We start from the raw sequence: 22,397 nt of genomic DNA, 5'->3' as shown, positions 1-22,397 counted from the left end.
GCGAGCAAGGTGACGTGAAAGAGGAGGGAAACGTACTTCGGTACGCGACCGACGATTGAACGTCAGATTGCCGCTTAGGGGCGTTTGCAGCGTCGACCGGTCCGCCGTTCGTTAGAACGGCGGAACCAAAGGCGTAGCGTCGAGCCGTTACGCGGTTTGGTAAAACCGCGTAACTTACATGACCATAACGTAGCGGCTACCCACGTAGTACTGCTTGCCGAGCAAAACCGGCTCGCCATTGGGACCGGTAAAGCCGGCACGCAGGTTGAGCAGCGGATCGTGCGGAGCGATGCCCAGCTCGGCCGCCTGCTCGGCATTGGCGCGAACGGCCTCGACCGTGCGGTAGCCAACCGAGGCAATCGGCGTTCCACCAACACGCTCGACCTCGGCAAAAATCGACTTGTCCTCAAGATCGGCCGTCAACAGCTCACGGTAGGCGTCAAAGGGCACAAAGATGTTCTCCTCAAAGATGGGCTCGCCGTCGGCCGTACGCACGCGCTTGATATGCAGCAGCAGCGCGCCCTTCTGCAGGCCAAAGAACTCCATCTCGTTTTGGCGCGCCGGGACGATCTGGCGATCGATTACATGCGCGCCGGCCTTCATGCCATTGTCGGCACACAGCGCGGTAAACGTCTGCAGCATCGAGGCATGAAACTGGCGGTTGATGTGCGGCGTGGAGACAAACGTGCCACGGCCTTGCTGTTTAACCAGATAGCCATCGGAACACAGCTCCTCTACGGCGCGGCGCACCGTAATACGGCTCACCTCGTACTGCTCGGCAAGCTCAAGCTCGGACGGGATACGCTCCTTGGGTGCATAAACACCCTTCTCGATCGAATCCTTGATTTCGTCGTAAATCTGCTGGTACAGCGGCGCATTTTTGGGTGCAGGCATATCTAATCACTCTTATCGAAATATCGGAATAACAAATACGTATATAACGTCTAGTTTTATGTTACCTCATAACGATAAAACGATACACCCTCCCTACCAAAAAGGGACAGGATTGAGCAGAGCCGGCAAAATGCCAAATACCTTACTTGCCGTCGTCCTGTTGCAAGCTGTCCTGTTCGCTGAGGCGCACCTGCCTGCTGGCCATGCGTGCGGGCTTATCGGGATCGGGAACAGCCGTGGGCATGGGTTCGTCGACATGACCGCCCCACCAACCGCCCACAAAGTTGAGCGTGTGGAACACGTTGATCACGGCGCCGGGATCAACCTCGCATACCAGCCTGATAATGTCCTGGCTCTCGTAGGTCGAGACAACGGTGTGCAGCAGGTACATCTTCTCGCGGCTGTATCCGCCGACGACCTCGGCGCAGCTAATGCCGTGCTGAAAATGGTTTACGTAGGCAGTCATGACCTCGTCTGCCTTGCGCGTCGTGATCTGCAGCGTCACACGATCGTAGCGATGATAGAAACTGTCGATGGTCTTGGTCGAAATAAACTGAAACACAATGGAATACGCCGCCTTGTCCCAGCCAAACATAAAACCAAAGATTGCCAGGATAAAGCAGTTAAAGCCAAAGATGACGCCCCAGATGGTCTTGCCCGTGTGGTTGGAAACCCACAGCGCGATAAAGTCGGTGCCGCCGGTGGATGCGCCGGACTTAAGCGCGATGGCAGCACCCAGGCCCGAGACCACGCCGCCAAAAATGATGAGCATGATCTTGTCGCCCAAAAATGGAGCGAAGTGAAAAACGTTGAGGAACAGCGACGAGAGCACGACCTGCATCATCGAGAAGATGACGAAGCGCTTGCTAATGCCGCTCCAGCATAGGAGCGCCACGGGGATGTTGAGTGCGAGCATACCGAGCGAAATGTCGATGTGAACGCCGCCTAGCGAGGTAACGCGATCGAGAAGGACCGCGACGCCGGTAAGACCACTCGGAAGCAGGTCAGCGGGCCAAATGAACGCCTGGATCAGGAATGTCTGGAGAACGGCAGAGACCGTGACTGCCACGGCAGTAATGGCACGGCGGCCGATGGTGAGGCGGCCGAGTACGAGCACTCGGTCCGTGAGCTGATCGATGGCATCCGCCACGCAGGCTCCTTTCGAAGGCAGATATAGTTGTGGGGCATGCCCGCGATTGTAGCATGGAGCGTGCGGGGGCGCCTCAATTCACCCTCTCTCGACAACCATCAGAAGGACCGCGTAAAACCACTCAAAAGAAAAACGCCGTGAAGAGAGCGATCCCTTCACGGCGAATTCGGCATTTGCCCAGATAAAACCTGCCAAAATAAACCTGTCCCTAAATGGCAGGTAGGATGTCACACAGATTGTCGATGACAACGTCGGCGGCAGACTGGTCCAGGTTGACGCCCTCGTGCGGACGCAGCGCCAGGACGCGGGCGCCAGAGCGCTTGCCAGCCTCGATGCCCAGAGGCGAATCCTCGATAACCAGGCACTCGGCAGGCTCCACCCCCAGCGCCTCCATGGCACGCTGGTAGATCTCGGGGTCGGGCTTAAACGCACTGCACTCGTGACCGCTGATGGTGTAGTCCAGCACGTCGGCGATGCCGGCAATCTCCACCAGCTCGTCGATCAGCTCGCGATAGGACGAGCTCGCGATGGCACACTTCACACCGCGCTCATGCAGCTCACGCATCACCGGCTCCGTTTGCTCGTTGAGAAGCTCGGCATACGGAACAGGGTGGTGCGGGCTGTAGACCTGCTTGTACTCCACGCGCAGGCGCTCACGCAGCTCAACATCGTCGGGCACCAGCGCCTTCCAAATGGCCGACTCGTTAGACCCCGAAAGGTCGGGGATCTCGTCAAAGTGGAACCCCTTCTCTTCCATAAACGCCACGCGGCGACGGTTGTAGAACCACTCGGTATCGACCAGCACGCCGTCCATGTCAAACAGCACTGCCTTGATCATACGCTCCTCCTTCCACCTGCCAAAAAGGGACAGGTTTATTTTGGTAGGTTTTATCTGGGGTTTGCGGCGCGACAAACACGCCCCCAAAGCAAAAAAGGGGACGGGGCGAAAACCCCATCCCCTCTCAATCAACCCGTAAGGTCTACTTACTTGTGATTAGTAGGAAAGCTTCCACATGTAGCGACGCATGGTCAGCGGGTGCTGACGGGCCTCGGCGATCTGGTTGCCATACTCGCGCATAACGGCGAGGTGCAGCAGCGGGTTGAAGTAGGTGACGACACTCGCGGGCACGGCGTCAGCCAGGCCGTAGTCCTTGGAGTCGATCAGAGCGACCTTGGCGCCCATGCGCTCAAGGAAGGTGAGGGCGCGGGCGTCCATCGGACGGGTAGCGCCATCGGACATGAAGAAGACGTAGGGCTTACCCTCGGTGGAAACCTCGAACGGGCCGTGGAAGTACTCGCCGGTGTTGTAGGCGGCGGCGTCGATCCACTGCATCTCGGTGAACAGGAAGGCGGCGTGAGAATAAGCCATCTTCTCGGAGGCACCGGAAGCCATGAAGTAGATCATCTTGTCGTCCTTGAAGTCCTCGGCGAACTTCTTGGCGAGCTTCTTGCAGGACTGAGCGGCGTTCTCGCAGAGGTCGAAGACGTTGGTGAGGCCGGTGATCATGTCCTCGTAGTGGTCATAGCCCTCGGTCTGCTGAAGGATCTCGAGAGCAAGAGCGATGGCATAGCCGGGCTTCTCGCACTTGGCAGCGTAGTTGGCGTGGAAGCCGTGGATGATGACGTGGTCGGCGTCGACGGTCAGAGCGGAGCCGGCCTTGTTGGTGAGGGAGACGACCGGGCAGTTGTGCTTCTTAGCGGTCTTGTTGGCCTCGACGGTCTCGGGCGTGGAGCCACCGAGGGAGCAGGTGATCACGAAGGTGTGCTCGTTGACCCAGGAAGGCGTGTCGTAGTTGAACTCGTTAGCGGTGAAGATCTGAACGTTCAGCTTGTCCGTGTTGTTGGCCAGGAAGTACTTGGCGGGGTAAAGGTCGGACATGGAAGCACCGCAGCCAACGAAGGCGACGCTGTGGATCTCGTGGTTGGACAGGACGTCAGCGACAATCTGCTTAGGGAGGTTAAGGTCGATCTCGTACATCTGACACATTCCTTTCGATTTTTGCGGCGCCACTTTGCCGGACGCACGCAGGTTTACCGTGATTTGGACCGACTCGTCGGCCCGTTAAGGATGCGACAAAGGGACTGTCCCATTGTCACGTATAGGGATGGAAGCCTGCCTGGGGTATGGGATGCCAGGCAGGCCTCCCGGGGAAAGCGGTTAGGCGCTTGGTCGCGACTAGGCCAGGATGCCGGCCGCGGAGAGGGCGATGCCGCCCACGATGGCGGTCACGAATTTATCCATCATTCGCGTCGGATGTTGCGCTACTCAGCAACCACTAGACAGACGTAATTGGACCCTTCGGGAATGACGGAGTCTGCTGGCTGTAGAGCTTAATCCCCATTCCAAGCAGCTCGCGCGTATCGTTGATTTCCGAATCGTCCAGGAAAACGCTTTGGTCAATCTGCTTCGAGCCTTCTTTGTTAAAGGTCGCGCCGTACTGCACTTCAGTAATTGCACCAGTCGCACTGCAAACATCAACTAAGGCCCTAGTTGTACCGAATACCATCATGATGTTTTCTTTTAGCTCAAGAATCTTAGGCATCTTTGCAATGGCTTTTTCCGTTGTAAAGATATTGAGCCTGATCCCCGCAGGTTTTGCCAACTTTAATGCAGCAGACCTCATCTCGTCATTGGCCGCAGCGTCGTCAACGACAATAATTCGTTGTGCGCTGATTTGATTTACCCATGCTGCCAGAACCTGTCCATGAACCAAGCGGTAATCCAAACGAACAAGCTTAATCATAGGTCGTCCTCCTCATCTTCCTGTGCCTTCTGAGCCAAAAGGGCAGCTACATCCTGAATACCCGCCCTGCTCTGAGCAATTATTTCATCAAGCCGCGATTGCGGAAGCGGATCGCTCGACAATGCTATCTCAAGAATCAAAGGGAAGTTCATCCCGGCGATCACACTTACTGAAGCCCTCTTTGACAAGACAGATACCATTGAGTTATTTACGCTGCTGCCCATCATGTCCGTCAAAATGTAAACCTTATCGGACGCATCAAAGGAATCGATCAAATCAATCGTACGTTCGTCAATTTGGTCCTTATCATCTCTTTTCAATGAAATGACATGGACACGTGATACATCTCCGATAATCATTTCAAGTGTATCGCGGGCTCCGGCGGCAAGCCCACCATGCGATGCAAGAATTATCTGATTCATCATTACCTCCTATCGGTTGTCTACATCATAGACGTTATATACGTGTATGTCCAGATAATATATTTCTTTCCGTTTGCCGGCTATTTGCTACCGTTCACGGCGAACAGACAAGCAAACTGGCATGGGGCACTTCCTTGGCTATAATTATATATAACGTCTGTGACGTTTAATACCATTTTATCTGAAAGGAGAACTGATGACCGGACGACGCATCGAACTTGCCACCATGAACCATCATTACATGTTTTATGACTTGGACGTTTTTTTTGAAAACGCATCCAAGCTGGGTTATCCGTGCGTTGAGCTGTGGACATCCCCGCAGCATTTTTTTATGGATTACCAGCAAAACGATCCAACGGAACGCGTTTTAGCATTAATGGATAAATTCGGTGTACGTGTTCACGGCATCTGCCCCGAACAATGCAACCCCAAGCCGCACAATATGGCCGCAAAGGATGAGTCAATTCAAAATCGCACCCTTGCATACTTTACCCGTGCGATCGATGTTGCAAAAACGCTTGGAGCAAGCCAGGTATTAGTTACCAGCGGTTGGGCATACTACGATGAACCGGTAGAACAAGCACGAGAGCGAAGTGCATCTATGCTCAAGAAAGTTGCACACTATGCAGAGTCGCAAGGCATAAATCTCGCCATTGAAGCACTTCGAGCACCGGAATCGCGAATTGCCAATACTGTTAAGGACCTCGAGTTGCTACTTGAGATGGTTGATGAAACGGCCCTTAAGGTATGCCTCGATATCGGTGCAATGGTCAGCGCCGGAGATACCATACAGGGATATTTCGATGCATTTGGCGCTAATTTGATTCATTCGCATTATGTTGACACAGGAGAACGTTCGCTTCATCTCGCACTCGGTGATGGCAATCGAAATATCGCGGAAGATATTATGACCTTTGAGCGCAACGGCTACACAGGAGTTCTAAGCGTTGAATGCACGGATTCAGAAACACTCACGAATCCAATGGCAGCAGACGCACGCTCGATGTCTGCCTATTTAGAGGCCTACCGCAGCATTGAGGGCATAGGGGCGGCTGGCACACGATAATTTGATGACAAGCAGCTTTGAAAATGGGCGTCAGCGTCAGCTGATGCCCATTTTCTTTGAAAAGACGTTGCCGTTCTAGCGGACCTCAAAGAGGCATGAAAGGAGGAGTTAACGTAACAGATGGAGCCTAGCCAGAGCAGGTTTGTTACCGAAATAGTTGGAGCAACGCCCGATTCGAAGCAAGTCAATCCGGCATCCAAGCGCCTGGAATACGGCTGATAGTTCATGCAGACTTAACCCTATTTGCCGGCTTTGGATAGAGATCCGACCGTCTTCCCGATTTCAACCACCATTCGCACCCCTCCATCACCTCGAGCACGCCCCAGTCGCTGCAACGCAAGGCCCACAAAGATTAGTCAATCGCGTTCCGCAACGACCAGCGTACTCGCTTCAGCCCAAAAGCCTCCCATGCCTTAGTCCGTTACCCAATATGGGAATCCCTCGCCTCCGCATCGCTTGGCAATCCAATGGCGACGAAAACAAGTATCGAACCGTTTAACGGCAACTGGGATGTACTATAGGCCGTGGAGCAAGGGCTAAGAATTCGCTCAGACACCTCGTCGCACCAAAACGCCACACCTCAGCGACCGCTGACAGCAGTCTTCTAACATTTTAATAAGGCAAATGCCTCGACAATCTCGCGCAAACCAATCTACCCTATATTTGCTCGCGGACAGTTCTAAACACCCGCGCAGGAACAATCGCAGACACAAGGGGTAAACATGCCCGGAGCCCGCATGTACCCCCCCCCATATTCACATCTCTGCATCCACCTCTTCTAAAAAGGGCGAGCGATCCGGCAAACGGCCTGCATGGGCACCTCTTCCGAAAGGGTTTAACGGTTCTGGAAAAGGTCATCGACCCGCGGGAACGATAAGCAACCGGACACATATTCTGCCCGAATGGTTAAAAACGGACTCGGAATTTAAACGGCTGAAAAAGGGGCATCGACCTGCGCCGATGCCCCCCAATGTGGACACGCATTTTGTCCTATAAGCCCGGTTCTCTTGACTTAAGCCTGGATGCCCATTAGTCGAAGACGATCAGCGCAGCGATGAGTATTAGCTGATTCGTCATCACGCCATTGAAAACGACTTTCTATAAACAGTACCAACAAGGCATCAATCCAGAATCACTTTAGACGAAATTAGGGGCACCGACACGGTCGATGCCCCTAATTTAAAACATATTAGTCTGATCCCTCTTAAAGCAAGGTCTAAGCGAGCACGCCCAAGAAGCTAGCGATAAGGCTCGCTGCGATACCACCGAGAAGGAGAACTGTCAGACTTGCCTTCTTTTTAAGAAGCCAGTAGAACAGCATGGTAATTGCCAGAGGAATCATTGCCGGGAAAATGCCGTCCAAGACATCCTGAAGCACTACGGCACCGTCCTGAAATTGCAGAGGAGTCGTAATCCCAACCATGGTGGCAATCATTGCGCCCACGGTCATCAAACCGACTACGCTCGCCATATACATGACACGCTCCATCATGCCGCCACCCTGTAGCTGCTTGACATAATCAGCGCCGAGCGTATATCCGATCTTTCCGCCGAACCAGGTAATGAGGGCTTTAGGAATACCTGAAATCAAAAGAGCCAAAATTGGACCGAGAATTGAACCCTGAGCGGCAAGAGACGCACCCAGACCAAAGGAAATAATTCGAAGGGTTCCCTCGAGCAACGAATCACCGATGCCCGAAAGCGGACCCATGAGCGAAACCTTTAAGCTGTTGATAACTTCAGGGTTAAAGTTCTTCGGATCGCGCCCATACTCTTCCTCCATGGACGCAACAAGTCCAAGCACAAAGCTATTAAGCTGCTGCGTAATGTTATAAAGAGCGGTGTGGCGATGATAAGCGTCTTTCTTTCGCTGCAGAATCTCGGGGTCCGATTCATCCGCATAGATTCGATCAAGAGTAGGGGCGATTGAATACAGGAAGCCCAGATTCATTTGGCCCTCGTAATTCCACGAAGCCTGAATCGCCCATGTTCGCCAAAAGAATTGCCAAAGTCGTTTATTCTCAGAAACGCTTTGCGGTTCAAGGCTTTTAAGCTCAGTAGTTTCGGATGCCTGAGCTCCAACAGTCTGCTCCACCATTTTAATGACCTCCTCGATACCTAGTCGTCGTCCTCAAGCGGATCGTAATCATCTGCCGACTGCGCCGCGAGCTGGCTTCCGCCATTATTAAACTTGATGTCCGAGAGTATAAATGCGAGCAGAACTGCGAAGATAGCAACTGCAGTCACGTTAATGCTGAGGAAAGCGGCAGCAAAGAATCCAACGAAGAAGAACAGGGCCATCTTCTTCGTGAGCATAATGTTAAGCAGCAGAGCCATACCGAGCGCCGTAAGAACATTTCCAGCAAGGCCAAGGCCACTAGTCACCCAATCGGGAATCATGCCCACAATAGCCTGCACGAGATCAGTTCCCGCATAGATTGCCAAGAAAATGGGAACGAAATACATCAGCGCATACAGGACATTTCCCCAAATAATGTGCAGATGAAGCGCCTGCTTGAACTTTCCCTGGTCAATGAGAACGTCCGTTTTATGGGAAAACGCCGCGAGTACCATACGTACCGCAAGACCAAGTGCCTGACCAAAGGCAGCTACGGGAACCGCAATAGTCAATGCAGCCTCTGGGCCAGCGCCCGTCAGAATGCAAAACGCCGTAGCAACAATTGATCCCATATTCATATCGGGAATCATTGCAGCACCGACATTAATCAGGCCAATGCTCATCAGTTCCAGCGTTGCGCCAGCCGCCAAAGCGGTAGGAATATCTCCCAATACGATACCGACCATAGTCGCGCCAATAAGAGGTCGTTCAACGCTCAATCGACCCAACATGCGTGAGTCCATGATACAAATGACACCCACGAGGCCAACGGCTACTGCTGCATAAAGCTGATTCATTACCGTCTCCTTTCCAACTATTCCTAATCACAACATCCTATGTTGCGAAGGGCAGCATACAAGTCCGGATCTTGTACCTGTCTGACTTAAGTCATCATATACGTCTTATATGTTGTATACACTAATTATCCAATTAATCCGGACAAACGGTAGATTTTTAGAGGCGAACGGTCAATAGATGGCTAATTAGTAAAACTTATAGAACTAAACTAATTATGAGTTGACTAATATCTAGATGCGCTATATTGCTCAGCTCAATCTTGGTGAAAGGAAAAGGTACGTGCCCTTCACCGGCTCATTGCCAGCAGTTTTATGGATATATAAGATATATGCTTGATTGACTAGGTATAAAAGTAGGATACAGGTTAGCCGTATGAGTATTTCGGTCAAGAGGAGACTGACCCAATACGAGCGCTTGGCGGGCACGCTGCGCGATCGCATCGCTGCCGGCACGTATGCGCGCGGAGACAAGCTGCCGTCCGAGATGGAACTCATGGACGAATCGGGGCTGTCACGCAGCACCGTACGCCACGCCCTTAAGGTGCTCGTTGATGAGGGCCTGGTGCGCACCGAGCGCGGGCGTGGCGCCTTTGTGGCCGACACGCCCGCGCTCCACGAGAACAACCTGGTGTTTTCGAGCTATACCAAGCAGGTCGAAGGCCAGGGCATGAAGCCCACCACGCGCACCGTGGACTCGGGCTTTGCCAAGGCGGCCGGCAGCATAGCTAAGTTCTTTGACGCCGCCGTGGGCAGCAAGCTCGTCAAACTTGTCCGCCTGCGCTACCTGGACGACGCGCCGCTGTGCCTGGAGACCACCTACCTGCCGCCAAGCTTCGAGACGCTCATCGATCGCGATATCAACGGTTCGCTCTACGCCACGCTGCGACAGGAGTTCCATCGCGCACCGGCACAGGGGCATAAGACCTTTGAGGTGTGCTATGCCTCGCAAAACGAGGCGTTTTTGCTCAACGTTGAGCGCGGGCAGGCGCTGATCCTGATCACCGACTACGTCTACGACACCGACGGCCGACCGCTCCATGTCTCCAAGCGCATCCAACGCACCGACCGCGCCAAATACACCGAACCCATCGGCTAACCTGCCAAAATAAACCTGTCCCTAAATGGTAGGTTTGGGGAGGTCGGGGAACCAGGTTGGTTTGGGTTGGTTGGGCGTGCGCTCGGCTAGGACCAACTCCATCCAACACATGTCGTACCAGCGACCGAACTTTTGGGCGCAGCGGTCGAAGGCACCCACCAGGCGATACCCCATATGGGCATGGAAATCCTGACTGTTGTGCGTCAGATACTCGTCGTCCTTGTCGTGCGGCACGGCGATGAGCGCGCACATGTTGGTGATGCCCATCGCGATCAGGCATTGCTTGAGCGCATCGTGCAGCTTGCGGCCCAGCCCGCCGTGGCGCACATCGCGCGCCAGGTAGATCGACGTCTCGACCGACCAGTCGTATGCCTCGCGGCTGTTGAGCGGACTCACATAGGCATAGCCTACCGGACGCCCGTCCAGCTCCATCACCAAATACGGGTAGCGCTTGAGCGTACGCTCGATACGCCCGGCGAACTCCTCAACGCTCGGCACCTCGTATTCGCAGGTAATCGCCGTATGGCGCACATACGGCTCATAGATGGCAAGCAACGCCGGCGCATCGTCGGGCGTCGCCAGGCGAATCGTCGGCTCGGATATTTCGGTCATACAACCCTTCCCCCTCAAAAACAAAGGCTGCCCTGCGCCAAGCTCAGGCGCAGGGCAGCCCCTTGTCACTACATCAGGCTACAGGACAGCCGCCAACGCGTCGATGTCCTCCTGCGTCGTGGCCCAGCTGGTGCAAAAGCGCACCACCGTGTGGGTCTCGTCGTACTTTTCCCAGTACTCAATCGAGGCATGCTCGCGAATGCGGGCCATGTCCTCGTTGGGCAGAATCACAAACTGCTGGTTGGTCGGCGTCTCCAAAAAGAACTGGTAGCCGCGCTCGTGCAGCACGCGACGAAGCGCCTGAGCCGTCTCGATCGCCTGGCGCCCAATCTCAAAATACAGGCCATCGGTAAAGAGCGCCTCAAACTGCACGCCCGTCAGGCGGCCTTTGGCAAGCAGCGCGCCATGCTGCTTAATACGCGGAATGGGATGCGCCGGGGCGTGCATACCGCAGAACACCACAGCCTCTCCGCAGAGCGCGCCGCACTTGGTACCGCCGATGTAGAACACGTCGCACAGCTGCGCCAGCTCGGGCAGGGTAATGTCGCACTCATCGGCCGCCAGCGCATAGGCCAGGCGAGCACCGTCCACAAACAGCGGAATCTCGCGCTTCTGGCACACTGCGTGAATCGCCGCGAGCTCGGCCTTGGAGTACAGCGTGCCGTACTCGGTCGATAGGCTCACGTACACGGCACCCGGGAGCACCGTATGCTCGTAGCTCTCGTTTTCGTAGAACACCTGGATATAGTTCTCAAGGTCCTCGGCGTGCATCTTGCCCTCGTAGCCGGGGATGGTGAGCACCTTGTGGCCGCCAAACTCGATGGCGCCCGCCTCGTGGCAGGCGACGTGGCCAGTCTCGGCAGCAACGACGCCCTCGTACGGCGCGAGCAGCATGTCGATCACCGTCGCGTTGGCCTGCGTGCCGCCCACCAGAAAAAACACGTCGGCATCGGGGGCCTGACAGGCCTCGCGGATAAGCTGCTTGGCACGCTCGGTATGTGCATCGGTACCGTATCCGGGCTGCGGCTCCATATTGGTGTCGACGAGCGCCTGCAGCACCGCCGGGTGTGCGCCGTGGGAATAATCGTTGTTAAACGCGAGCATGGCAATCCTCTCTTACCGGGTATCGGCCAGATGATTCAAACGGAGCTATTGTACGCCGCTGGGATAGGCAATGCGCGCGGCAAGGCACTCAAGTGCCAGCACCAGAGCAAAACCGCAGCTCACATCACTCAAAAAGTGCGCTCCGATCACGATGCGGCCAAACGCGACGAACGCCACAACCACAGCCGCCGTCCAAAAGACCACACGACGGCGCGACGGCTTTTCCTTAAAGGCCGCTGCGGGAAGCCCGGCGAGCATAAGGCCGATCGCCGCGTGCGCCGCGTGTCCGCTCGCAAACGACTTAAAGCCGTCCTTGGCTACACCGGCGGCAATATAGGCCCGCTTGTCGGGGTTGCCGATCACCCACCACGGCTGAAACTCGAGCCCCGGCGTCACCTCGACCACGCGCATGCGCGGGCGCGACCACAGCGGCTTGACGATCACGTTGAGGATGATGGCCTGAGCGACCCACACGGCAAGCACCATGAGCGCCCAGCGTGTGAGCTCGTCGGGCTCGGTCGTGCGCGTGAGGCGATAGACGATAAGGTTGGCGACGATGGCCAGCACAAACGTCAGCACCAACTGAGCCACGATGAGTTTGCCGCCAACCCTCAGGGACGAAGCGATCTCGTAGCCGGTCAGGCCAACATTGACGAGGATGCCGAGCACGGCGAGCCATTTGCTCCCCCTGGAGTCGGGACGCACCGCGCGCACGAGCATAACGCCCGCGACGCTCGCCGTCAGCTCAAACGGCAGCTCGCCGGCCGCCTCGATAAAGCGGCCGTACACGCTGCCGATGTTGAACAGCGCGCTCGAGATCTGATAATCGAAGAAACTGCCCACGCCCAGGCAGAGGGCAAGGATAACCGCGATAGCAGCGGCATCTTTCTTATAAATGTACCCGAACATGCTTTCCTTTCGATGGAACCAGATTGCCCAAATGGAGCGTTTACGGCGTCGACCCGTTAGTCATCGTCGGACGTGCCCAGCTGCTGCAGCAGCATGAGTGCCGCGGCCACGGGGCCGGTGCCGTCGTTGGCGTCGAGACCGCGACCCAGGCCGCTGCCCGCGCCGGCGCCCGCCTTGTAGGGCACCGACAGTTTGCGGCTCTTGGGGAAGTTTACCGCGCCATAGCGGGTCTTAAGCTCATAGGCCACCTTCTTGGGAACGTCGACGCCCAAAAACGTGATGCGACCGCCGCTGAGTGTAACGCTCTCGAGCCCCAGGCGCTCGCCGCGAATGCGGATTCGCGCGCGATTGAACAGGTTGAGTCCCGCCAACGGCAGCTCGCCATGCGCGGCCTCGGTCTCTTCCTGCACCTCGTCGATGCTCTCCAGGTCCCCGGCCGCCGCAAGCTTACGGTATACGAGCACGCGCTGATCCACCGCCGGCAGGTACTCCTCGGACAAGAAGTAGTCGGCCGGCAGGTTAATACCCACGCTCGCGGCCTCCACACCGGCATCATCGTCGCCACGCGCCTCGGCCACGGCCTGACCCAGCATCTGCGTAAACAGGTCAAAGCCCACGCTCGACAGATTGCCGTGCTGCTCGGCGCCCATGAGCGAGCCGGCGCCGCGAATCTCCAAGTCGCGCATGGCGATACGCATGCCGCTGCCCAGGTCCTGGAACTCGGAGAGTGCGGTCAGGCGTGCCGTAGCCTCCTCGGTGAGCGGCAACTCGCCCGGGAACATAAAGTACGCGTAGGCTTGCGTGGCAGAACGGCCCACGCGGCCCTTGAGCTGGTAGAGCTGCGCCAGACCCAAGCGCTGCGAATCCTCGATGATGAGCGTGTTGGCGGTCGCGTTGTCTATGCCGCTCTCCACGATGGTCGTGGCGATGAGCACGTCGATCTTTTTGGTCGCAAACTCGATCATCACGTCCTCGACCTCGCGCGGGCTCATCTTGCCGTGCGCCACGCCCACGCGCGCCTCGGGCGCGGCCTCGTGCACGCGTGCCACGGCGTCGTCGATGGTCTTGACGCGGTTGGACACGTAGTACACCTGGCCGCCGCGGCCCACCTCCAGGCGAATCGCCGCGCTCACCACGTCGGGGTCGTACTCCCCCACGTGCACGATCACGGGGCGGCGCCCGGTCGGTGGCGTGGTGATCAGGCTCATGTCGCGCACGCCGCTCGTGGCCATCTGCATGGTTCGCGGAATAGGCGTGGCCGAAAGCGTGAGCACGTCAATCTGCTCGCGCAGGTTCTTGAGCTGCTCCTTGTGCTGCACGCCAAAGCGCTGCTCCTCGTCGATGATCACCAAACCCAGGTTCTTGGGGTTCACATCGGCCGAAAGCAAACGATGCGTGCCGATGAGCACGTCGATCGTGCCCTCGGCAAACGCCTTGAGCGCGCGCTTCTGCTGCGCCGGCGTGCGAAAGCGGCTGAGCACCTCGACCTCGAGGCCAAACGGGGCAAAGCGTTCAAAGAAGGTCTCGTAGTGCTGTTGGGCCAGAATGGTCGTGGGGCAGAGCACCATGACCTGACGGCCGGAGTCCACGCACTTAAACGCCGCGCGCAGGGCAACCTCGGTCTTGCCAAAGCCCACGTCGCCGCACAGCAGGCGGTCCATGGGCTTGGGCGCCTCCATGTCGGCCTTAATATCGGCGATAGCCTCCAGCTGGTCGCGAGTCTCGTCGTAAGGAAAGCTCTCCTCCATCTCGATCTGCTCGGGCGTGTCGGGCGGGCAGGCGATACCGGTAATCGAAGAACGGCGCGTATACAGATCGACCAGGTCAAACGCCAGCTTTTTGGCGTTCTTGCGCGCCTTGTTGGTGGCACGCGTCCAGTCGGCGGTGTTGAGCCTAGTCAGGCGCGGCTTGTCGCCGTCGGGACCAACATAGCGCGTGATGCGGTCGACCTGCTCGAGCGGCACGTAGAGCTTGTCGCCGTCGGCATATTCCAGCAAAAAGTAGTCGCGCTCCTTGCCGCCCACTTCCTGGCGCGCGATCTCGCTAAAGAGCGCGATGCCGTGGGTAGCGTGCACCACGTAGTCGCCCGGCTTAAACGGAAACGTGATCTGCGTAATGTCCACCTTGCGACGGCTGCGCGCGCGGTTGGCGTCCATGCGGGCATTGAGATCGGCGATCGAGAACACGGCTAGGTTGGCATCGGGCACCACCACGCCCTGCGGCAGGGCAGCATCCACAAAGGTCACGCGTCCGCGCGAGATGGTGGGTACGGCAGCACCGGCGGCAGCCTGGGCGGCGCCCGCCTCGAGCGAGCGGGCGTTGAGTGCGTCGACGCGGCGCTCGCGGATCGAGGCATGGGCCTCCTGGCGGACAGCACGGTCGGCAGAATCTGCCGCTGCCACGCGTACGCGCTCGCCAATAACGCCGGCATTTTCGGGGGCGGCCGCCAGCGACTCCTCAAAGGTAATGCCCTCGTCGCCAAAGGTGAGCTCCATCGACTCGCGCGCTCCGCGGTCGGGAATGGCAAACACGCAGGCATAGCGCTTGCCCACGACTTCCTGAACGCGCGTCATAAAGCGGTTGTCCGAGCCTGCGATAGCCGGCTGCTCAATCTTGAGCTCTGCCGTAACCGCACCGCCGGCGCGGATCAGGCTCACGTAGTTCAGGCGCTGCTGAGCACCAAAGTCGAGCTGCTGGGCGCGCACGTACAGGCCGTCCAAGCGGTCAATCCCCGCCTCGCCGGCGCGCGCCTCGATATCCTCGTAGGCACGCAGGCAGTCGTCGAACAGCGAGCGCGGCTCGGACAGAACCACAAGCGCCTTGCCGCTCACGTGCGCCAACGGGCTCACGGTCTGGCCGTACATCACCGGCAAAAAGCGGTCGAGCTCGGGTGTGACGATACGCGCATCAACCATCTCGAGCAGTGCCGCCAGCTTGCTGTCGCTCTGGCTTGCGCGATAGAGCGCCACGTGCATGTTGTGAACGGCTTCGTCGGTAAGCGCCAGCTCGCGGCACGGGAAGATCTCGATGCTGTCCTCGTTGCCGATGGTTTGGCCCGTGGAGCTCACCATACGGCGAATGCGATCAATTTCGTCGCCAAAGAACTCAATGCGCACGGGCGCTTTCTCTTGTGCGGGGAATACCTCGACGGTGTCGCCGTGCACGCGGAACAGGCCGGGTGCGTCGGCGGCGCCGGCATTGGTGTAGCCCATGCCCACCAGGCGCTGCGGCACTTCGTCAAAAGGAATCTCCTCGCCCACCGCAAAGGTCGTGGACTCCCAGTAGCGGCTCTCGACTGGCGGCACGCAACGCAGCAATGCACGGGCCGAGGCAACCATGATGCAGTTGTCCCCGCGCACGATACGCCCCAGAGCCTCGCAGCGCTGCGCCACCACGGCATCGTCGGGCGCCTGCTCGCGCCACGGATAGTCCTTGCGCTCGGGAAAGCGGCACACGTGCGCCAGGCCCACGTAGGCGGCAAGGCTGCGCGCGGCGCGATCGGCCGCGTCCTCGCCGCTCACAATGTAGACCGTAGGGCGCGGGCGGCGCGCAAACTGAGCAGCCGCCATAAGCGTGCGGCCCGACTGCGACACGGCCAGCGTCACATCCTCGCCGGCGTCGAGCCCGGCCTCGACGGTCTGCAAGGCCTCGGCAGTGTAGAGCTGCGCGGCTATACGGTGAATGAGCATGCTGTTCCTCCGGCATCGCAACGCCAAAAGCCCGCCGGGGCAAGCTCGGCGGGTCGTGCGTCAAAGTTCATTGACGCTTATGGTACCGCACGGTCCCGTGACCAAAAGCCAAAGCGACATCATGCCAAATGTTGCCCACAACGGTCTTGCCAACGCGTTTCCCAGCTAATTAATCCGCTTTCCTCTTTTTAATTTGCTGTCTTCTGGCAGCAATTTACACCGTCCGCGCCCCATGGCGAGCATTTCGAGCTGCAAAGCGCCTATAATTGAGGATAATTGCGTATTCAATGTCACTTTTTGATGAGGGGGGGGGGGTGAAAATAAATGGCCGACACTCCATCTTGTGCACTGTACACCGGGCTCAAGTCACTCGGTCGCATCAACAACGGTAACGCCGCGCAAATTCTCATGGACGGCAACGCCCGTTACGGTGGACGCCTCATCTCCGAACGCTTGACGGTCCCGTCGTTTATCTCACGCGAAATCGTTCACGCCAAACCCGGTGACCTTCCCGAGTCGCTGTTTGCGCCCTTTGAACAAAGTGCGCGCCAGATACTCAACCTCATCATACAAAACCGAGGCTCCGACCCCCAATCGCTGTGCAGGGTCGCTAAACGCTATATGGAATCGTGCGCCCCAGACATGCAGGATGCCCTTACCAATTGCGGCGTCGACGGCATGCTCTTTAAAAACGGCGTCGAGCGCATCGAGACCACTGACGATAGCGACATTAAAAACCGCCTCTACATCCATCTGGTCTTTTTTATCGTTACCGGCTGCCTTGGCGACCCCGCCCGCGCCATCGAATACACCGAGTCCTTTGTGTCCGACCAGATGCTCTCGACACTCGGCACGGTCGAGACAACCGTCACCTCATTTTTCTCGACAACCGCGCGCCCCACGGGAGACATTCGCCTGGGGCTGCTGCGCGTCGTGGGCAACTCGGCACGACCGCCGTTGCGTCCCCTTACCACGGACCCGGTGGGCAGCATTATCGGGTCGCTGACGAGCGACGAGAACGCCATCACCGACGTCGATTCCGATGTCTCGCGTCAGCACCTGCGCATTTGGCTCCAAGACGGACGCTGGCTTGCGCAGGGCCTCGGCTCCACCAACGGATCGTTTTTGATCTCGGGCGTCGATCGCTGCCGACATGCTATCGAACCGCCTAGACGCGAGCGCCCCGCCAACTTTGCCAACACCCCCGTCGAGATTCACAACGGAGACACGCTTTGCTTGGGCGCCACGACGCGCTTCTTGGTCATTCGCATCACAGACTAGCCCGCCCACACATCTTCGACGCACAAGGTGCCGTTATTTGCATCAACCCATGCAAATAACGGCACCTTTTCGATTAAGGCAACGGTTGCGCTACCTTTTCACTAACATTATCGCCATGCACTTTTTTCTCGAAAGGATCGCCCCGTGACGTACGACACGGATATGAATATCATCGCGTTGTCCCCCTTTGAACCAAACGCCATGTTTGCGACCACCGAAGACCCCGATACTATTCGCCGCTTTACCACCCTGTTGGATTGCGGGGCAGTCGGCGGCGGTTCCCACCATCTTCGCAAGGTCGCCAACACCGAGGGCGAGACCTTTGCGCTCAAGACGCTGTGGCCCCTCAGCGGCTGTGATGAAGACGGCTCCGCCGTCAGCCCCTCGGACATCAAGACGCTTACCGAGGAGTATCGCAATCTTGCAGCCGTCTCACTGTTGGACGGCTTTCCCAAAACCTATGGCTACGGCTATACCGGCTCCGTACCGGTCATCGTTATGGAGTGGATTGAAGGCCTGCCCCTTCGCGATGCTGCGGCAGAGCTAACCGACCCCGCCGAGGGCGGCCACATTCCCGCAAACACCGTCGCCGCGATTGGAAAACGCCTGGGAGAGATTCTCCTGGGTGCCCAAAAGCTCGATGCGCCGTTTGTACACCGTGATATCTCCTTGCGCAATATCATCATTCGCACGACGCTCCGGTCCCTTGCCCAGCAGATTGCACACTGCAGTTTTGACCTTTGCCTGGTCGATCTGGGCAGCTCGAGCATCAAGCGCTCAGACCCCTCGTTTACCATGTCCACCGGCATCTGGCGCAACGGCACCCCCGAGTTCGCCCCACCCGAGATGCTCTCCAACGACATCCCCGAGCTGGCGCCGCTGCGTACGTCGCCCAGCATCGATACATACGAGCTCTGCAGCGTACTCTACACGCTCTATGCCGGCCACACGCCATATCGCCTAAACGAGCATATGGACCAGTCGCCCTACCTGTACAAGATCGAGCACGAGCACGAGCCGCTTGAGGCACGCGTACCCGGCGACCAAGTGCTTGTCGATGTCATCATGAGCGGCATCCATAACGAGCAGTCCCAGCGCGCGCCGCTGTCTACGATTGTCGGCAAGCTCGATGCCTGGATTAAAGACATAGATTTTGAGCCGCGCACGCCGCTGCCCACCCCGGTCGACTTTAGCCAGCAACCGAAGCCTTCCTGCTCCGACAAGGCTCAGACGCGCCACCCAGTCATCTCGCGTCGCGCTGCGCTCGTGCTCGGCGGCGTCTGCGTTGCCGGCATAGCAGGCTCTGCCATTGCCACAGGATGCTGGGGGCTTATCGACCTGGCGCACGGCATCAAGCCGTCACTCGACGATTACACCTGGGAAGAACTCGCCCTGATCTCCCGCAAAATCCAAGAAACATCTTCCAGCAAAAAGGTGCTCGAGATTGCCGAAACCTACCACCTGGTAAACAGCAAGCAGTCGCTCGAAAACGAGAACACCAAGACCGTCAGGCTTTCCGACGGGACCAAGGCACAAGTCCAGATCGTGGGCTTTAAGGCAGACACACTCACCGATGACGGCCTTCCCGCTGGCATCACCTTTATGTTCCGTACCCCCATCGCCATGCGCGCCGTTAACGACAGCGCCGCAACGGGCGGTTGGGAGCAATCGTCGCTTCGCGAATGGTTGGCGGACAAGGGCATGGCTACGCTGCCCGACGATCTCCGTAATCAGATCCGCTCGGTGCGTAAGCTCACCAACAACACCGGCGGCACCAAAGACGCCTCCAGCATCACCGCCACCGATGACAAGCTGTGGCTGCCGTCCATGAGCGAGCTGTGCGGCTACCAGGCGCCCGAAACGTTCGCAGAAGGCTACGAGTACCTTTCTACCCTCTACAGCGGAGAAGGCGAGCAGTACCAGCTCTATCGCGAGCAGAGCGTAAGCGGTCTGACCACCAACGATGCCATGATCCGCACCGTCGCTGGCAAAAAGATCTGCTACTGGGAGCGCACCCCCAGCGCCGACTGCAGCGAGGGCGCCAACTCGACGTACTTTAACCGCGTTGGAAAAGACGGCGACGTATTTAGCTGGGCAACGCCCGGAAACAAACCAGACCAAAAGACCTATGTCCTACCCGGCTTTTGCATCTAACACCTTCACCGGATACCAGAAAGGAGCCTCGCATCATGCGCGCGGAAACACCTTCCGAGGTGCTCTTTGATTTCCTTAAGTGCGACCTGCAGATCAATAATCGAGAAGCGGCGCGTATCTTGGTTTCGGACAAGCCGCTGGGCGCCAAACCGGCCCCTAGGTTTCGCATTGCCGAAAAGACGTTTCTATCGCGACGCGTGGTGCACGTCGTTCCGGGTACCGACAAGATCGACCCCGAAATGTTTGCCGATTTTTCGCAGAGCGTCCAGAACTTGGCTGCCGCTGCAAAAATCGGCAGCGGCAGCAGTCCAGCGGCCGCCAACGCTCGCCAGCAAGTCATTACGACGCGCGCCCTCGAGCGCATGGCAACGTCGCTCGAACACTGGGGGCTCGATGGTTCCATCCTGCGCAATATCTTTGACCGCATCGCCGTCATGCCGGGCCTCAAGCAAAGCGACCGGCGCCTTTTGGAGCTCCTTGCGCTAACGGTCTGCGGATGCTTGGCTGATCCCAATGCCGCCGCCTCCGAGGTCAAAGACTTTGCCATAACGCAACTGGCCCAGACCTTTGGCACGCTCGAGACCGCCGAGGTCGTCCAGGTACAAGGTACTAACCGCAAGGTCAACGAGCCTCCTGCAAAACTGGGACTGCTCAGGCTTTCGAAAGACGGCTCGGCCTTGCCGCCGATCTATCCTTTGAGCCTCGATCCCGAGGGTACGGTACTAGGCTCTTTTGCGCACGACCAAAACGCCATCACCAACGTAGGACCCGATGTATCCCGCCGGCACCTGCGCGTGGCGTATTCCAACGGCACATGGCTCGCAAGCGGACTGCACTCCACCAACGGAACGGTGCTGGTGACACGCAACGGCACGACCACCGTTATCGAAAAGCCACGCTCGCTGCGCACCGCCGATGACGAGGACAGTCAGATTCCTATCCACGACGGCGACCTGCTCAAGCTGGGCTCCTCGACCGAGTTTTTGGTGCTGAAGATCTCCTCAAACGTACGCGCGCTGGCCTAGGGCCGAGCACATACAATAAGAATCAACGCAAAGGAGCGCCGCTGCACGCATCGCAGCGGCGCTCCTTTATATGACGCGGACATCTAAATACGGATGCAGGAGCCGACAAAACTCAGCAAGATAACTAAAACATAAAAGCCGCGTGGGGGTCGGGTCCCCACGCGGTTATCAGGTTTGGGCTAATTAAGCCCGGAGGTAAACACTAGTAGAGATTAGTGCTCGCGACGCTTGGTCATGTACATGCCCACGGCGGCAGCCACGGCGCCGGCAAGGGAAGCAGCTGAGGCCACTACAAAGATCGGGTCGCCAGTGGTAGGAAGGGCAGCGGCGTCCTTCTTCTCGGCCTTAGCCTCGTCCTTCTTGTCAGCAGCAACCTGCTTCTTGCCCTCATCCTTCTTCAAAGTCTCGGACTTGGGGGTCTTAGCGGTAAAGAAAGCGTAGACAGTGGTGTCCTCAGTGATAGGAGTAGAGAAGTCAAACTTCTTGAAGGACTCCTTGGAAGAAGACCAGCCGACAAAGTTGAAGCCGTCGATGGAAGGATCACTGGGCTGAGCAACAGTCTTGCCGTCCTCGACCTCAACCGTAGTGGTGAAACCATCAACATAGAAATTGACCTTGTGCGTCTGGACAGCAGGCGTCTCGTTCTTGGTCCACTGGGCGTAGAACGTCACGTGGTCGCCGCCGCCCTGGACGGGCTTGCTGAAGTCGACCGGGTCGGTGCCCTCGCGGTCGTAGGTCCAGCCGGCGAAGGTGTAGCCCTCGCGGGTCGGGGCCAGGGGCTGGCGGGCGACGCCGTCGGAATCAGTAACGCCCTGGAGCGTCACATTACCGTCGACGAACACACCGCCGTTGGCGAAGTAGAGGACATCCTTGACGTTCTTGCCCTCGTCAACGTCAGCTCCCTTGTCCTCGGTCCACTGAGCGAACAGGGTAGCGTGGTCGCCGCCGCCGACCAGCGGCTTGCTGAAGTCGACCGGGTCGGTGCCCTTGGAGTCGTAGGTCCAGCCGGCGAAGGTGTAGCCCTCGCGGGTCGGGGCCAGTGGCTGGCGGGCGACGCCGTCGCCGTCGGTAACGCCCTGGAGTGTCACGTTGCCGTCAAAGAACACACCGCCGTTGGCGAAGTAGAGGACGTCGATGGGGTTGTCCTTCTCAACGGCATTCCACTGAGCATAAAGGGTAGCGTGTTTGCTACCGCCGACGAGCGGGTTATCAAAGTCGACAGGATCGGTGCCCTCGCGGTCGTAGGTCCAGCCGGCGAAGGTGTAGCCCTCGCGGGTCGGGGCCAGGGGCTGGCGGGCGACGCCGTCGGAATCAGTAACGCCCTGGAGCGTCACA

At 57.9% G+C, this 22,397-nt stretch carries 18 protein-coding genes; 5 read left to right on the top strand and 13 right to left on the bottom strand.

Going from position 1 to position 22,397, the window contains the following annotated elements; genetic code table 11:
- Window positions 1-174: 174 nt before the first annotated feature.
- From ACTQ1E_RS03865 to ACTQ1E_RS03840, 6 genes are all read right to left on the bottom strand, one after another.
- Window positions 175-894 (bottom strand): GntR family transcriptional regulator, encoded by a 720-nt coding sequence (locus ACTQ1E_RS03865; protein ID WP_441564843.1) that lies wholly within the window; start codon window positions 892-894, stop codon window positions 175-177.
- A gap of 142 nt (window positions 895-1,036) precedes the next feature.
- Window positions 1,037-2,044 (bottom strand): YitT family protein, encoded by a 1,008-nt coding sequence (locus ACTQ1E_RS03860; protein ID WP_441564841.1) that lies wholly within the window; start codon window positions 2,042-2,044, stop codon window positions 1,037-1,039.
- Window positions 2,045-2,252: 208 nt separating this feature from the next.
- Entirely contained in the window at window positions 2,253-2,882 is a 630-nt protein-coding gene (locus tag ACTQ1E_RS03855; protein WP_441564839.1) for an HAD family hydrolase, read from the bottom strand.
- A gap of 156 nt (window positions 2,883-3,038) precedes the next feature.
- Window positions 3,039-4,022 (bottom strand): SIS domain-containing protein, encoded by a 984-nt coding sequence (locus ACTQ1E_RS03850; protein ID WP_229770738.1) that lies wholly within the window; start codon window positions 4,020-4,022, stop codon window positions 3,039-3,041.
- Between the two features lie 298 nt (window positions 4,023-4,320).
- Window positions 4,321-4,788, bottom strand: a complete 468-nt coding sequence (locus ACTQ1E_RS03845; protein ID WP_441564837.1) for a PTS sugar transporter subunit IIB — start codon at window positions 4,786-4,788, stop codon at window positions 4,321-4,323.
- On the bottom strand, window positions 4,785-5,210 hold the full coding sequence (locus ACTQ1E_RS03840; RefSeq protein ID WP_441564835.1) for a PTS sugar transporter subunit IIA: 426 nt from the start codon (window positions 5,208-5,210) through the stop codon (window positions 4,785-4,787). The genes ACTQ1E_RS03845 and ACTQ1E_RS03840 overlap by 4 nt, the downstream gene beginning before the upstream one ends.
- A 196-nt stretch (window positions 5,211-5,406) precedes the next feature.
- On the opposite strand from ACTQ1E_RS03840, the gene ACTQ1E_RS03835 reads away from it, so the two are divergent.
- Window positions 5,407-6,276 carry a sugar phosphate isomerase/epimerase family protein gene (locus ACTQ1E_RS03835; RefSeq protein ID WP_118385299.1) on the top strand — a complete coding sequence of 290 codons (870 nt, stop codon included), beginning with the start codon at window positions 5,407-5,409 and terminating at the stop codon, window positions 6,274-6,276.
- A gap of 1,216 nt (window positions 6,277-7,492) precedes the next feature.
- On the opposite strand, the gene ACTQ1E_RS03830 is transcribed toward ACTQ1E_RS03835, so the two are convergent.
- Window positions 7,493-8,374 (bottom strand): PTS system mannose/fructose/sorbose family transporter subunit IID, encoded by an 882-nt coding sequence (locus ACTQ1E_RS03830; protein WP_441564832.1) that lies wholly within the window; start codon window positions 8,372-8,374, stop codon window positions 7,493-7,495.
- Between the two features lie 20 nt (window positions 8,375-8,394).
- Complete coding sequence (locus ACTQ1E_RS03825; RefSeq protein WP_441564830.1) at window positions 8,395-9,192, bottom strand: PTS mannose/fructose/sorbose/N-acetylgalactosamine transporter subunit IIC; 798 nt, start codon at window positions 9,190-9,192, stop codon at window positions 8,395-8,397.
- A gap of 373 nt (window positions 9,193-9,565) precedes the next feature.
- Here ACTQ1E_RS03825 and ACTQ1E_RS03820 point away from each other — a divergent pair, with 373 nt between their 5' ends.
- Entirely contained in the window at window positions 9,566-10,288 is a 723-nt protein-coding gene (locus ACTQ1E_RS03820) for a GntR family transcriptional regulator (protein WP_441564828.1), read from the top strand.
- Window positions 10,289-10,309: 21 nt separating this feature from the next.
- On the opposite strand, the gene ACTQ1E_RS03815 is transcribed toward ACTQ1E_RS03820, so the two are convergent.
- From ACTQ1E_RS03815 to mfd, 4 genes are all read right to left on the bottom strand, one after another.
- The gene (locus ACTQ1E_RS03815) at window positions 10,310-10,900 is read right to left on the bottom strand and encodes a GNAT family N-acetyltransferase (protein ID WP_441547227.1); all 591 of its coding nucleotides are present in this window, start codon (window positions 10,898-10,900) and stop codon (window positions 10,310-10,312) included.
- A 78-nt stretch (window positions 10,901-10,978) separates the two neighbouring features.
- On the bottom strand, window positions 10,979-12,004 hold the full coding sequence (locus tag ACTQ1E_RS03810) for a threonine aldolase family protein (RefSeq protein ID WP_441547226.1): 1,026 nt from the start codon (window positions 12,002-12,004) through the stop codon (window positions 10,979-10,981).
- Window positions 12,005-12,049: 45 nt separating this feature from the next.
- Entirely contained in the window at window positions 12,050-12,913 is an 864-nt protein-coding gene (locus ACTQ1E_RS03805; protein ID WP_441564826.1) for a phosphatase PAP2 family protein, read from the bottom strand.
- Window positions 12,914-12,969: 56 nt separating this feature from the next.
- Window positions 12,970-16,602, bottom strand: coding sequence for a transcription-repair coupling factor (mfd, locus tag ACTQ1E_RS03800; RefSeq protein WP_441564824.1), 3,633 nt, complete (start codon window positions 16,600-16,602; stop codon window positions 12,970-12,972).
- Window positions 16,603-16,926: 324 nt separating this feature from the next.
- On the opposite strand from mfd, the gene ACTQ1E_RS03795 reads away from it, so the two are divergent.
- The 3 genes from ACTQ1E_RS03795 (at window position 16,927) to ACTQ1E_RS03785 (ending at window position 21,062) form a co-directional block, all read left to right on the top strand.
- Window positions 16,927-17,883, top strand: coding sequence for an FHA domain-containing protein (locus tag ACTQ1E_RS03795; protein WP_441564822.1), 957 nt, complete (start codon window positions 16,927-16,929; stop codon window positions 17,881-17,883).
- Window positions 17,884-18,027: 144 nt separating this feature from the next.
- On the top strand, window positions 18,028-20,037 hold the full coding sequence (locus ACTQ1E_RS03790) for a DUF6273 domain-containing protein (protein ID WP_441564820.1): 2,010 nt from the start codon (window positions 18,028-18,030) through the stop codon (window positions 20,035-20,037).
- A 35-nt stretch (window positions 20,038-20,072) separates the two neighbouring features.
- Complete coding sequence (locus ACTQ1E_RS03785) at window positions 20,073-21,062, top strand: FHA domain-containing protein (RefSeq protein ID WP_441564818.1); 990 nt, start codon at window positions 20,073-20,075, stop codon at window positions 21,060-21,062.
- A gap of 212 nt (window positions 21,063-21,274) precedes the next feature.
- On the opposite strand, the gene ACTQ1E_RS03780 is transcribed toward ACTQ1E_RS03785, so the two are convergent.
- Window positions 21,275-22,397: InlB B-repeat-containing protein (locus ACTQ1E_RS03780; RefSeq protein WP_441564816.1), on the bottom strand; the 1,123-nt coding region annotated here is incomplete at its 5' end.

Origin of the sequence: Collinsella sp. LCP21S3_C7, from assembly GCF_052118485.1 — a bacterium.
Classification (GTDB): domain Bacteria; phylum Actinomycetota; class Coriobacteriia; order Coriobacteriales; family Coriobacteriaceae; genus Collinsella.
The sequence above is the reverse complement of the archived record's forward strand: the minus strand, read 5'-3'. Positions and strand labels throughout refer to the sequence as shown.

What these genes read in the sequence shown, in the direction of transcription:
- ACTQ1E_RS03865 (WP_441564843.1), bottom strand. Translation starts at nt 894, where the DNA reads ATGCCTGCACCCAAAAATGCGCCGCTGTACCAGCAGATTTACGACGAA.
- ACTQ1E_RS03855 (WP_441564839.1), bottom strand. Translation starts at nt 2,882, where the DNA reads ATGATCAAGGCAGTGCTGTTTGACATGGACGGCGTGCTGGTCGATACC.
- ACTQ1E_RS03850 (WP_229770738.1), bottom strand. Translation starts at nt 4,022, where the DNA reads ATGTACGAGATCGACCTTAACCTCCCTAAGCAGATTGTCGCTGACGTC.
- ACTQ1E_RS03845 (WP_441564837.1), bottom strand. Translation starts at nt 4,788, where the DNA reads ATGATTAAGCTTGTTCGTTTGGATTACCGCTTGGTTCATGGACAGGTT.
- ACTQ1E_RS03840 (WP_441564835.1), bottom strand. Translation starts at nt 5,210, where the DNA reads ATGAATCAGATAATTCTTGCATCGCATGGTGGGCTTGCCGCCGGAGCC.
- ACTQ1E_RS03835 (WP_118385299.1), top strand. Translation starts at nt 5,407, where the DNA reads ATGACCGGACGACGCATCGAACTTGCCACCATGAACCATCATTACATG.
- ACTQ1E_RS03830 (WP_441564832.1), bottom strand. Translation starts at nt 8,374, where the DNA reads ATGGTGGAGCAGACTGTTGGAGCTCAGGCATCCGAAACTACTGAGCTT.
- ACTQ1E_RS03825 (WP_441564830.1), bottom strand. Translation starts at nt 9,192, where the DNA reads ATGAATCAGCTTTATGCAGCAGTAGCCGTTGGCCTCGTGGGTGTCATT.
- ACTQ1E_RS03820 (WP_441564828.1), top strand. Translation starts at nt 9,566, where the DNA reads ATGAGTATTTCGGTCAAGAGGAGACTGACCCAATACGAGCGCTTGGCG.
- ACTQ1E_RS03815 (WP_441547227.1), bottom strand. Translation starts at nt 10,900, where the DNA reads ATGACCGAAATATCCGAGCCGACGATTCGCCTGGCGACGCCCGACGAT.
- ACTQ1E_RS03810 (WP_441547226.1), bottom strand. Translation starts at nt 12,004, where the DNA reads ATGCTCGCGTTTAACAACGATTATTCCCACGGCGCACACCCGGCGGTG.
- ACTQ1E_RS03805 (WP_441564826.1), bottom strand. Translation starts at nt 12,913, where the DNA reads ATGTTCGGGTACATTTATAAGAAAGATGCCGCTGCTATCGCGGTTATC.
- mfd (WP_441564824.1), bottom strand. Translation starts at nt 16,602, where the DNA reads ATGCTCATTCACCGTATAGCCGCGCAGCTCTACACTGCCGAGGCCTTG.
- ACTQ1E_RS03795 (WP_441564822.1), top strand. Translation starts at nt 16,927, where the DNA reads ATGGCCGACACTCCATCTTGTGCACTGTACACCGGGCTCAAGTCACTC.
- ACTQ1E_RS03785 (WP_441564818.1), top strand. Translation starts at nt 20,073, where the DNA reads ATGCGCGCGGAAACACCTTCCGAGGTGCTCTTTGATTTCCTTAAGTGC.